The sequence below is a fragment of the Sphingobacterium anhuiense genome (assembly GCF_042686355.1).
GTDB classification, from domain to species: domain Bacteria; phylum Bacteroidota; class Bacteroidia; order Sphingobacteriales; family Sphingobacteriaceae; genus Sphingobacterium; species Sphingobacterium anhuiense.
The window spans coordinates 1,359,299-1,371,811 of record NZ_JBHUPE010000004.1 but is presented as its reverse complement, the minus strand read 5'-3'; the positions used below and the strand labels follow the sequence as shown (position 1 = coordinate 1,371,811).

11 protein-coding genes are annotated in these 12,513 nt (G+C 41.3%); 3 read left to right on the top strand and 8 right to left on the bottom strand.

What is annotated here, in order from left to right; all coding sequences use genetic code 11:
• Positions 1-48 precede the first annotated feature (48 nt).
• The 5 genes from ACFS6I_RS11540 to ACFS6I_RS11520 all read right to left on the bottom strand — a co-directional run bounded on the left by ACFS6I_RS11540 (position 49) and on the right by ACFS6I_RS11520 (position 7,572).
• Positions 49-1,056, bottom strand: coding sequence for a purple acid phosphatase family protein (locus tag ACFS6I_RS11540; protein ID WP_380920643.1), 1,008 nt, complete (start codon positions 1,054-1,056; stop codon positions 49-51).
• 12 nt (positions 1,057-1,068) lie between these two features.
• The gene (locus ACFS6I_RS11535; protein WP_380920641.1) at positions 1,069-2,640 is read right to left on the bottom strand and encodes a RagB/SusD family nutrient uptake outer membrane protein; all 1,572 of its coding nucleotides are present in this window, start codon (positions 2,638-2,640) and stop codon (positions 1,069-1,071) included.
• A 90-nt stretch (positions 2,641-2,730) separates the two neighbouring features.
• Positions 2,731-5,757 (bottom strand): SusC/RagA family TonB-linked outer membrane protein, encoded by a 3,027-nt coding sequence (locus tag ACFS6I_RS11530; protein WP_380920639.1) that lies wholly within the window; start codon positions 5,755-5,757, stop codon positions 2,731-2,733.
• A 29-nt stretch (positions 5,758-5,786) separates the two neighbouring features.
• Positions 5,787-6,884 (bottom strand): FecR family protein, encoded by a 1,098-nt coding sequence (locus ACFS6I_RS11525; RefSeq protein WP_380920637.1) that lies wholly within the window; start codon positions 6,882-6,884, stop codon positions 5,787-5,789.
• A gap of 163 nt (positions 6,885-7,047) precedes the next feature.
• Positions 7,048-7,572, bottom strand: coding sequence for a sigma-70 family RNA polymerase sigma factor (locus ACFS6I_RS11520; protein WP_380920636.1), 525 nt, complete (start codon positions 7,570-7,572; stop codon positions 7,048-7,050).
• Between the two features lie 341 nt (positions 7,573-7,913).
• Between ACFS6I_RS11520 and ACFS6I_RS11515 the strand changes: the two genes are divergently transcribed.
• From ACFS6I_RS11515 to ACFS6I_RS11505, 3 genes are all read left to right on the top strand, one after another.
• Entirely contained in the window at positions 7,914-8,288 is a 375-nt protein-coding gene (locus ACFS6I_RS11515) for a hypothetical protein (RefSeq protein WP_380920635.1), read from the top strand.
• 144 nt (positions 8,289-8,432) lie between these two features.
• On the top strand, positions 8,433-8,813 hold the full coding sequence (locus ACFS6I_RS11510; protein ID WP_380920634.1) for a hypothetical protein: 381 nt from the start codon (positions 8,433-8,435) through the stop codon (positions 8,811-8,813).
• A 31-nt stretch (positions 8,814-8,844) separates the two neighbouring features.
• Positions 8,845-9,723 carry an AraC family transcriptional regulator gene (locus ACFS6I_RS11505; RefSeq protein WP_380920632.1) on the top strand — a complete coding sequence of 293 codons (879 nt, stop codon included), beginning with the start codon at positions 8,845-8,847 and terminating at the stop codon, positions 9,721-9,723.
• 148 nt (positions 9,724-9,871) lie between these two features.
• Here the strand turns inward: ACFS6I_RS11505 and ACFS6I_RS11500 are convergent, their stop codons facing one another.
• The 3 genes from ACFS6I_RS11500 to ACFS6I_RS11490 all read right to left on the bottom strand — a co-directional run bounded on the left by ACFS6I_RS11500 (position 9,872) and on the right by ACFS6I_RS11490 (position 12,511).
• Positions 9,872-10,363, bottom strand: a complete 492-nt coding sequence (locus ACFS6I_RS11500) for a c-type cytochrome (RefSeq protein WP_380920630.1) — start codon at positions 10,361-10,363, stop codon at positions 9,872-9,874.
• A gap of 56 nt (positions 10,364-10,419) precedes the next feature.
• Positions 10,420-11,385, bottom strand: coding sequence for a transporter (locus ACFS6I_RS11495; RefSeq protein WP_380920629.1), 966 nt, complete (start codon positions 11,383-11,385; stop codon positions 10,420-10,422).
• 61 nt (positions 11,386-11,446) lie between these two features.
• Positions 11,447-12,511 (bottom strand): cytochrome-c peroxidase, encoded by a 1,065-nt coding sequence (locus ACFS6I_RS11490; protein ID WP_380920627.1) that lies wholly within the window; start codon positions 12,509-12,511, stop codon positions 11,447-11,449.
• Between the last annotated feature and the right edge of the window lie 2 nt (positions 12,512-12,513).

The window sequence follows — 12,513 nt, the reverse complement described above, 5'->3', positions numbered from 1 at the left end:
GATAAACTCCCGAGGGATGCAGTACCTCGGGAGTTTTATTTCATTTACCTATATGGTTAAAGGTATAATGGTACTGTAGATCATCTTTCCTTCGTGATCGATGCACTGCGCCTGTAATTGTTGTTGATTTAGAGCGAAGTACATGAATCCGTAAGTTGAAGCTTCAAAGCGGCTATAACTTAAACCTTTTTTGACAGGGGTTACTTCAGATCCGCTTCCGGAGATGAACTGATGGAAACAATTGTCCTGAACTTTTAAGTGTTGCATGGAATGTTCATGTCCAGATAAATACAACGGAATACGATGTTTTTCTAACAGGGGTTTCAAGACCTTTCTCACGGCTAATGTGTCATAATTTTCTGTGCGGGGGCCTGCTGTATAGAGCGGATGATGACCAACGACGATCTTCCATTTTGCTTTAGAAGATTGAAGTAGATGGTCTAACCACTGCAGTTGTTTTTCTGGTTGCTGCCCGGCTACATGTGGCCCATATTCGCTATTCTGATAGAATTCTGGTATCAAGGGATTCGTATCTATAAAAGCGATCAGGACTTCATCGTTATCCTTGATTTTAAATGTTTTGCTGTAATAACGTGCTGGCATCTTCCATCGACGGCTGATGTTGCTGTAGCGTACTTGGGCATCGGGATCGGATTTGTAATCATGGTTGCCCAATATGGGATACCAGTCCCACTGTAAGGCGAAATCGGTGTAAATATTTTCAAATGAATAATGCCATAAGGGATCGTGTTCGCTGACAACTCCTGATGGATAAAAATTATCTCCTGTTGAGATAATAAAATCATTGGGATGTTCGGTCGCCCATTTCCCCATCTGTTGTGCCACCTGGACTTGATGATCGGCACCATTACGCCCCCAGTCACCGATCGCTAAAAAATGCAGATCGTACTCGTCTTTTAGAGAAGATCGGCTGTTGATATCTTCACTTTCTATTCTTCGATTTGCGCCAATGGCTAAATTGCTTAAAGGTCCGGCAGAAAGCCCCGTAGCCACGGCTGTTCCTAATGTACTTTTAACAAATTCTCTTCTTTTCATACTCAACTGTGCTTAATATCCGCTATTCTGTTTCCATTTTGTGTTGACTTCCATGATTGGTCTGGGGATCGGAAATATGCGGCGAAAGCGTTCGGATGATCCTGCGCTGTATAAGGATTTGAATCCCCAGTCTTCTTCAAATTTTCCATAACGGATCAGGTCATTTCTTCGCCATGATTCATCTGAAAATTCTCGTGCGCGTTCGTCCAGTATAGTTGCTAAAGTTGGTTGGGCTGTTAAAGCAGGTGCGTTGACATAAGCACGTATCTGATTCATCAGTGACATCGGTGTTTCGCCGTTTGTAGGTGCTGCTCCTCGCAGGATAGCTTCGGCTTTCATCAACAAAATGTCGGCATAGCGGAAGATGGGCACATCATTACTTTGGTTTCTATTATTTGCCGCTGTCACGTTTACATCCATGTAAAATTTAACAGATCGGTAACCCATTGATCGGCCTTTTTGATCATTTCCTGCATTGAGGGTCGGACCTCCATCGGGACGAAGTTTGATTTCTTTTGTTGTTTCCATATGCCAGTCAAACGTTACGTTGGCATCGCTGCCTGTGTAGTCTTGGTCGATACCTTTTTTAGAGGTTTTGATTAATAGCGGACGATTTAAATCAGGTGCATAATCCGACCAGTAGTACTGAAGTCCACCCATGTAAGCCGCATTTCTGTCGTCACCTTGAAGGTTGAATTTGGCTAAGAAAGTAGGTAATACCCGAAATGTACCGCCTACACTTTGTGGCAGTTTGGCAAATTGATTTTGTCCGCTGCGATGTATCCAAAAACGTGCATAGGTCATGCCTTGCTGTTTTTCGCGGTCGAAAGGCATGGCAAAGATGAAATCTTTTACCTGCGGTCCATTGTCGGGGCGGAATTTTTCCATGAACTTGTGGCTGCTCAGGTTAAATTGACCCGAGGCAATAATATCATCACACATTGCAACGACTTGTGCTAGTTTTTCATTGGGCATATTGGGGGTGTAGGAAGCTACATCGGAAGCGGTATAAACCGACCAATTGAGGTATAATTTAGCGAGTAAAGCATCGGCCATATAACGTGTTGCTTTGCCATATGTGGCGGGAGAAACTTCTTTTGGTAGACGATCCCTGACGGCTAATAATTCACTGGAGATGAAATTGGCGATTTCGGCTCGTGATGAGCGATCCGGAATCTGGTCAATCTTTCCTGTGATCAGTGGTGCTCCTCCAAAATTATCCATCAGGATAAAGTAAAAATAAGCGCGCATGGCGCGCATAGGGGCAGCCTTATCGCTTTCATTGTCTCCGAAAATAGCCAATACATTATTGGATAGATTGATGCCTGACATGGCGGCATTCCAGACATCTGGAAGAATGGCATTATCGGGAGTCCAGTTGTGAACATGAAGTTCGCGGAATCTACCGCCATCATAATAGTCTGTGCCCAATGCAAGACTGACAGCTTCGTCTGATGATAAAGTTTGTGTCATCCAATGGTTGTAACCCAGTGCACTTCGGTATGCGGCATAAACGTCTGCTGAAATAGCCTCAGCAGCTTTATCCGTGGTCGGAAATTCGGTGTACTGCGATTTGATATCCACATCGAGATCGGTGCAAGCAACTAATGTTGCTGCAAATGTGGTTAAGGTAAATAGGCGGATATATTGTTTTGATTTCATGTTTTTTTCTGATTATAGGTTGAAGTTTAGACCAAATAAAATGGTACGGGTACGTGGATAAGTCTGCCTGTTATCAACACCAGGTGTAAGGCCACCAAGATCTACCTCGGGGTCTACTCCTTTGTAATTTGTGAGCACAAAGACATTGTTCATCGAAGCATAAAGCTTTACATTTTTCAACTGACCACCAATATTGCGGATGTTGTAAGAAAGGCCCAAATTGGCTAAACGGAGATAGTTTCCACTTTCTAAGTAACGGTCTGATAAATAATGCGCGTTGATATCCGTTGCTTTCTCCGTGTCGATTACACTGGCCAATAGATTTTTCTGACCTGCATTGCCTACGACATTGGAGTGTCGGGCACGTGTCGCATTCATAACCTTATGACCAAATACACCTTGGAACATGCCGGTTAGAGCAAAGTTTTTGTAGGTTACGGTATTGTTCCAGCCTAAAGTCAGTTTTGGTTGTGCGCTTCCCGTTACGGTGCGGTCTTTATTGGTAGGGGTGATGGTGGTTTCACCTGTACGTTCTTTCGTTTGTGCATCGCGTATATAAAAAGTCGAGATACCGGCATCATTATAACCGGCCCATTCCCAGGTATAAAACTGACCAATAGGTGCACCTTCTTGTAAGCGTTGCTGAAAAGCATTACTTTGACCGGCACCACCCAAGTCTGCTAAGTCTACGTAGTCTGTCGAAAACTCCTGATTAGTAATACGGGTGACCACATTTTTATTGTGTGAGGCCACAATTCCTGTGTTCCAGCTGAAATGTGTCGTTTTTACGGGGACAGCATTTAGGGTCAGTTCAATCCCTTTGTTGTTGATCTCACCGACATTTGCTGTTAGTGAGCGGTACAGATATTTGGTTGTGGACACGGCATAGTCATAGATAAGATCGGTGGTGTTTTTATTGTAATATTCCAACGTTCCGCTCAATCTATTTTTCAGGAATGCAAAGTCGATACCCAGGTTAAGCATTCCTGTGCGTTCCCAGCGTAGATCGGGATTTGAATTACGAAGTGCGGCCAGTGTGCGCAGATCGTTTCCGAAAGCATCGGTGTAGAAACTCGAAGTTGCACCATAAACCTGTCTTGCAGTAAACACATCGAAACCTAATGAATTGCCACTGACGCCATATCCGGCACGCAGTTTTAGATCATCAAAGAAATTCATATCGCGAATAAATGGTTCTTCCGATAGTCTCCATGCTCCTGAAATAGAAGGGAAGGTGGCCCACCGGTTGTTTGCACCAAATGCTGAAGATCCGTCACGCCTTACTGTCGCCTGAAAAAGGTATTTATTGTTGTAAGCATAATTTACACGTCCGTAAACAGAGATCATGCGCAGTGTTGAAAGGTAATAATTGCCAAATCCCAAAATATCGACAACATTGGCCATGCCAGGATTATAATAGCTTAGACCATCATCGTAATAGTCTGACGTTGTCAGTTGAAATCCATCGTCATTGTTGTTTTCTTCCCAGGAATAACCGGCAAGTGCTGAAAACTTATGTACGTCTCCAAATGTTCGATCGAAGCTTAGATTCATTTCCATGATCTTTCTTTCGTCTTCTACTGCTGCGCGGATCGATTTTCCATTTTGATTACGTGCAGCCATGGATAAACTCGAGTAATACTGTGCGTTGTTATACTGTCGGTTCTGTAGGGACAGGTCGATGTTGTAGGTTAGGCTCGGTAATATTTTATAACCAAGTTTAGCATGTCCCTGTATCATTTTGGTTTTGGTATAATTGGTATTCTCCTCTATTAATGATAGCGGATTTACATATTGCGAACGGTCTGTTTTTTCAAACCAAGCACCAGATTCTGTCCGGACAGGGGATACTGGCAAGTAGTAATACATCGCGTCGTATACACTTAAACCATCGCCAAGGGCAAGGACATCATTTTGTTTGGTAATACTGGTATTGATATTAAAAGAAGCCGTAAGCCGTTTATCCAGCGCGCTTGTTTGTACAAATCCACGTGCGATCTGACGGCCCAGGTCTGTTCCTTTGATGATACCATTGTTTTTAAACGTATTGAGACTGGCACTGTATTGTGTTGTTTCGGTTCCACCGATCAAAGAGACATTGTGATTATTTGAAATACCCGTTCGTTCTACTTCTCGTTGCCAATCGGTATCTGCTCCTAGATCATCGGTCGGTTCCATCGAGAATTTGTTAGCCGCAATATAATTTCGGTACTGTTCACCGTTCATCATTTCGTAGCGTTTTGCGATCTTGTCTATCGCTAAATAACCGTTGTAGCTAATGCTTGCCTGTCCTGCTTTACCGCGTTTGGTTGTAACGATAATGACCCCGTTTGCGGCTTTTGAACCGTATATCGCTGTTGCTGATGCATCGCGTAACACATCGATCGATTGGATGTCGTCTGGTGCTACGAGTGCGAGTGATGCTCCGGGTACGCCATCGATCACATAGTAGGGTTCCATCGCTTCGCCACTTCTCAAAGTAGAAGCACCTCTTAGACTGACGGATGGGGTTGCATTGGGATTACTGTTGTTGGTTGATATGGTCAGACCCGGGACCTTTCCCTGAAGCATCTGAGCAGGGGAGGTCATAACACCGACATTCATGTCTTCAGCTTTGACTGTTGTGATGGAACTGGTGAGGTCTTTTCGAGCGATACGTCCATATCCGATAACGACTTCATCGAGTGTTGTGGACATGGGAATAAGTTTGACGCTTAAGGCTAATGGCCTGCCGGGTTGCACACTGTAGCCCGAGAGTGTATCTGGCTGATAACCTACCGAAGAAAATATAAACTGATAAGGACCTCCTTCTGGCAGGTTGTGAAAAGAGAAAAGTCCTTTTTCGGAAGAGCTGGTCGTGAATGTTTTACCCGATTCCCGATTTAGGGCTTTGACGCTGACGCCAGATAAAAACTTTCCATTTTCATCTTGTGTTGCTCCTTTTACTTGATCCTGTTGCGCCTGTGCGTAGGATAGCCCCGTCGCAAATAGTGCAAAGAATAACACGCTTTTTCTGAATTGGTTCTGTTTGTTAAACATGATTTTAAATAGTGATTGATTTTATGGATTTATAGTTGATCGTTGCTGTATTCATTTTGACGATAGATGGTATAAGAACCATCCGATTCTTGTACATAGCGCAGGTTATTAATAAGACAGATGACTGTAAGTACGTCTTGTAACTGTTCATGTTGCGGGTTTATACTCCCAGTGTATTGGATTTTGGAAATGTCCTGTTTGCCTATTTTTATAGGTGTGTTATAAGTCGTGCTGAGGGCAGTAAAAACCTCCGACAATGGAATATTGTTTAGTTCAAGCAAGCCGTTCGGCTTGTTCTGAATCGGGGACTTGCTGGTCGTTGGTTCTTTTTTTACCGTACCGCTGTGATGCGCTACGAGATGCATTTTTGCATCAAAAGAAAGGGACTCACCTGCGTTTTTTAGGAAAACATTTTTAAATGTAGGAATGGCTGTTACAGAAGCAACAACAATCTTTCCGGTGTGTAATTGCACAGATATATATTTTGAGCTGCTGCGCGAATCAATGGTAAAGGATGTACCTAATGCGGTCGTTTTCGTTGCACCTGCGTATACGCTAAATGGGCGGGAACCATCTTTGTGCACGGAGAAATAAGCTTTTCCGTCTAGATAGATCTCCCGACTGTGATCTGTGAAGTACTGCGGGTAACGTATGGTACTCTGCGCAAATAATTTGACCGTAGATCGGTCGGGCAGTGTATGCGTTTGGATTGAGTTTTGGTTATTGGTTACTGAAACCCAGCTCGTATCTTTTTTGAGATCTGTTTTTTCCTGTTGCTCCACTAAAGTCGGACTGTTGTTATCAGAAGCTGGTTTTATCCATAGCCACATGCCCAACGATACAAGTAGCAATACTGCAGCGGCCGCATAATAGCTAAATCGCTTGATGTAAATGTTGTTATTCTTCTTTTTCTCTTTTTGTTTACTTTCCGTGCTAATTTCGTCCTGGATATAATGAGCCATTTTAGTCGAAGGGATAAACTGGTCAGCATCTCCCTGATGTGATTCCCATTCTTGATCGGGAAATATATCATCAATTATGGATGGATCTTTCCACAGTTGTTTTCGTATGTATTGCTTGTCAAGACGATTTTGTTGCTTGCCTGTTTTGTTTTTTCTGAACCTCATAATAGCATTACGTGGTTCAAGGGGATATCCCTAGCGACTTAACAATTATTTAATTTAGGAATTAGCAGGGGAAGGAGGTTTTTGTTGGGTATGTATCTTGTTGTCAGTGTGATGTGTTGTGAGGAAGCGAATTTATTTTTTAATCGATCGCTCGGACATTATTTTATAGCATAATGGAATAAAGATGCTGCTTGAGTTGCATCAAGGCTTTACCAATATGGTGTTCGACAGTTTTGGGAGAAATGGAGTAGAGTTGTGCGATTTCTTTATGTGTTAATCCTTGTTTCCGACTCAGTTCAAATACCAGGCGACGCATTTTAGGCATATTTTCGATATCCTGCTCCATGATCTTCAAGAGATCTTTACTTTCAATCGCAGTAATTAAGCTGTCCGTGAATGGGGTATTTGCCGATTCGCCTTCATATTTAAAACGGTTGGACTCTTTTCGGAGCAGATCGATCATGACTTGTCTGGCCATTCCAAAAATTTGGATATGAATTTCCAGATGCTCATTTAATTGCTTACGTTGCTTCCATAGTTTGATGAACGTGAGTTGGGTTACTTCTTCAGAAATGTATTGAGAACGCGTTTTCAGTATAATAAAGCTATAAATCTGCTGGTGATATTGTTCATAGATCTGATTAAAAACTTTATGGTTATCTTCTTTTATCGCTTTAATATGTTCCATACTTGAACAAAGTTAAAATGTCCGAGCTCATTAATGATTAAGCGAATATTATGATTATGTAAACAATCTATCCATTTAATCTTGAGCTATAGCAGTAATCCGTGGTTTTGTGAAATGTCTTGTTGTATACCGTAATGGGAGTGAGGATTTTTTTTCTGATCAACTGTATGTTTCAAGATATGTTTATCGCTATTTGCGTATTCTTCTAATTAGATATGGAAAGTGACTTCATCCTGATATGATATTACGGCAGGTACATGCCTATTATTGGGATGAGCGAAGTTATTATTTAGCTCTAAAACTTTTTTAAGTTCCTTATTAATGTATTATCTTTGAACTTTATGAAAAGAGTACTTTTATATTTCTTATCTACGCTCATGCTTATTCAGGCATGCTGGGGCATAATGATTATAAGTGCTTTTTATATCAATCGTGATTATATAGCGCAATATCTTTGTGAAAATAGAGATGCTCCTCAATTGCATTGTCAGGGTACCTGTGTCTTGATGAAGAAAATGAAAAAAGCACGTGAGGATGAAAAGAAAAATACGGAAAATAAAATAAAGGAATCGCATGTATTTGTTGTAGCACCGGTTGCTGTGCTCGATTTCCCTTCGTATCAAAACAATGCTGTTGAAAAAGCAAATTTTGATATGCGAAAATCACATTATACTTTTGATCGTGTTCATCGTATTTTGCGTCCACCTAGTTGTTAATACCCTCATTGAGTCTTTCTGACTATTAATCTCGCTATCTCTGTTTGAAATAAACTGATAGCTACGCCCTTATTTATTTTGCATTTCTCGTGTTTGATAGTCAATATTCATGACTGCAGCATGCTATTATTTATCCCGTTTTTAATGCGCGCTAAATTATCGATACTCCTTGTCTTAGCCATTTTCATACAAGCGACTAGCTGTACCTGGATCTGTGTTGGTTTTGAGCTCAATCGCGAATATATTACAACAGCATTGTGTATAAACAGATTTACTCCTGCAGTGACCTGTAGTGGATTCTGTTATATCGATAAGCAGGTGGAAAAGGAAAGGGAACAACAAGATCCTGCTCCTAAAGCGAAGCAGATCGATCTGAGTGTTTATCTTCCGCTGACCTGTTTTTTAGTGAAGTCTGACGATGATTTTACTGATTTACGATGCTCCGACGTGTTTTTAAGACGCTATCTCATTTTGGAGGGAACGGATAGCCTTATTTTCAAGCCACCCATTTTGTTTTTTGTTTAGTCGGTTATCTCACTTTACAATTACATTATTTATGGTTATTAAAACAGAAAATATCAATACATTCACATTAAACACTATTGATCCCGATCATATTGGTTTAGTTGTCTTCGATCTTAAAGACGACTACAGCTGTTTACAGCATTTGCATTTGACAAATCGAAGATCATTTTATACGGTCATCTATTTGATATCTGGAACTATACAGCTCTCTATCGACGGTTATTTGAGTAAACTGGAATGTCAGCAGGTTATCTCTTTCGGTCCTGGTACACAACTGCAGTTTCCAATTGAAAAAGAGCAAAAAGAAGGTTGGATCGTTTTATTTGAAAAACCTTTTGTCACAGCACGTTACAATGATCATGTCCTGCATCATTTTAACTTTTTAAAGAAGCAGAAGGCGGAGCCACAGCATGTTCCATTTTCGGAAGGGCTGGGCTTGTCTATGATTTTGGAAACGATGCAACGAGAATACGCCTATAAGCATCCGGATGCGAAGGATATATTGCGTTCATATCTCCATATATTTTTAGGAACACTGGGTAGAAGTATCTTTCCTGAAGCTATTGTCGGTGTTAAAAACGAAAAGGAAGAGAAGGTTCTTTCTTTTGAGCGCCTTATTAGCGAGCAATATGCGAAGGAGCGTCTACCTTCTTTTTATGCTGATCGGTTATTTATAACGACCAACTATCTCAATCGCTTATGTCAGGAAAGACGCGGTAAATCTGCGGGCCAATTGATCCGTCAATATGTGTTGCTGGAAGCAGAAAATCTACTGATTCATTCCTGCAAGAATATTTCGGAGATATCTTTTGAGCTGGGATTTGAAAATGTATCTTATTTTATCACATTTTTCAAAAAGAAATTTGGCGTTAGTCCGGATGGATTTAGAAAGAATAATAGTAAGATTTAAAGATCTTATTTTGATCGCTTACAATTCCTCAATACACGCTAAAGTTGTATTGAGGAATATTTTGCGCTATCGTAATAAAGGTTGCTGCTTCCTTTATTGATGCTATTGTTTGCAGTTCATTTTTCCTTGATAGAGGAGCTGTAAATGACTATTTGGAATCTTGCTGTCTGAGGTATTCCAGAATTGCTACTGCTTCTTGGGTTTGCAGTCCTAACGCGGCCATTGTTCCGACGTAAGATTTACTGAGTAATTGCGCATCAGGGTCCTCCGCTAACATCTTATCGGGATTCAAGATCATGTTCATCATCCATTCTGGCGTTCTTTTTTTTGTGACGCCATAAAGTGCTGGGCCTATTTTATCTTCCTTGATTTCATGACACATGGTGCACTTAACAATAAATAATTTATTGCCTTCATCGGCTAATTTTTGATCGAATGGTTTGTGCTCAAAACCTGTGATGCTCCCAACACCTTTGTTTCCTTGTTTTAGAAAGTCTGTTATCGGTGTTACAGGTGTTTTTTCTTCCGTTTCAGATTCTCCACTTTTAGTCTTGGAGTCGTTGGTGTTGTTGGTCTGACAGGCGATCATACCCAATGTGCAGCAGGATAGGAGCATGAAAAGTGTACTGATAAATTTCATAAGTTATTGGTTTTAGTGATTGCTACATTTTTTTAGTAATATTTTCATAATTTGTGTTAAAAGCTAAAGGACAAATGAGTTAAAAACCGATTGCCAGCTTCAACACGTCCTCCTGCAAGATTTTGACTTAAGGGAGATTGATAATTTCCACCAAATGATATTTTCCCCATATTGACTTCTACGCCCACAATACCGGTCGTGGAATTTCCTCCAGATTGTGCGACATCATATTTACCAAATACGACATCCTTCGGCTGCGTTTCATAGGTGATGCCGGCATTAGGCGCTATGCGTACTTTATTTTTCACATTAAATTTATAGTACGCGAGTGCATTGGCTGTAAATTTATTAGCATACCTGTAATCGTATTTGTTTTCCGTATTCAGTTTATAGGTTGTATTGACATTCAGACCTAGATCCATGAGCCTTACATCATAGGCGAGATTGAACATAAAATCTGTACTGGCGGTTCCTAGTTGGAAATTGTTGGGCGAGTCCTGTGCGGCATTACTGCGTTCGCCGGCATCATACTTTCCAGTGGGAGCTTTGACACCAGCACCTATCCATAGGGAGTGGACGAGCATTTTGTTGGATGCGGTGCCTTTCGCCTCTTCAAATATTTTGTAATAGCCCATTGCTACAACATCACCCATTCCATTTTTTTTCCCTTGTTCTCCACTACCCTTTATGTTGCGCGTATTGAAGTTATAGGGCAAAATTGCCATGACTCGCCAACGCTGACCGATATTCCATGCTCCCCACATTTCCATGCTTTGATAAGTTTCATCGGCGGTAATTGGAGTCCGGTTGCCGTTAGGACCTAAGTGCGAAAGCAGTGATTTATGCTGATAACGAAGCCCTATAAACCGCTTATTGAAATCGGGAAGGATACCGATGTAATAACTGCCTACGCCACATCCACAGATGTCACAGGCTTTTGATAAGGGGATCATTAGGCCACATGCCATGACGGTTAATAAGGTGTGAATTATCGTTTTTCTTTTTCGATTATAGTGATTCATTTGTGTCTGATTTTATGATATTATTCATTAAAATGTATGTTTAAATGTCGAAGGAACTTGACTAATTCACGACAAACCCTGATTTTATTTCTGGTTCTGCCAGTAGTTTATTTGTGAGAAAATCACGGTCATCCAATGTTTTTAAAAAAGCGATCAAATTATCCTTTTGCTCATCTGTCATTTTTATGCCCAGAGAGCCGTCAGCCTGTCTAAAAATAGGATCGAGGGTTGGAGAGTCGACCATGCCTGTACGATAATGTTCAATGACCCGGTTTAAGGTCAGGAAACGCCCATCGTGCATATAAGGTGCGGTATAGGAAATGTTGCGAAGGCTAGGCACTTTGAATTTATATCGGTCTGCCGCATTTAACGTGACGGAATCACGACCCGTGTCATTTACTCTATTGGGTGGAAGCCCATTATTACGGTAGCTTCTGTCGGTGAATAAAGGTTCGCTGTGGCATGAGGAACAATTTTTCTGATAGAACAAATAGCCTTTTTCTTCCTGTTCGGTAAAGGCATAACCTGGTTCTTTGCGCATCACATGATCGTATTTAGCGTTGCTGCTTACAGCCATGAGCATGTATTGCGATAGGGCTTTGAAAAAACGTGCATCTGTTATTTCATCTGTTCCAAATGCTTTTTTAAACAGTGCTGGGTAATCGGGATGTGCTCTTAATTTTTTGAGCACGTTGGGCACTGTTTCATCCATCTCAACAGGGTTTGTGATCGCGTTGACTGCTGCAAGATCTAAATCAAAGACGCCTCCGTCCCAGAAGAATTCTTTTTGCCAGGCCATGTTCATAATAGGCATGGGATTGCGTATGCCTAGCCGATCGTCAATACCATGGCTCACATCGTGACCATGATGGGTGAATGCTGCAGACTGGATGTGGCAACTGCCACAGGCGATGGTATTATTACGGGATAAGCGCGGTTCGAAAAAGAGGCGTTTACCTAGTTCAAATCCATCTTTTGTGATCGCGTTTCTAGTAAAATTATAAACTGGCTCCGGAAAATTATTTGGTTTTACAAAGCCTGTGAAGAGTTCCGGTAGTGCATCTTCACCTTTCTTGCATGCCCATACGAGGACTACAATTCCAATTAGTACGAATATTTTTTTCATCT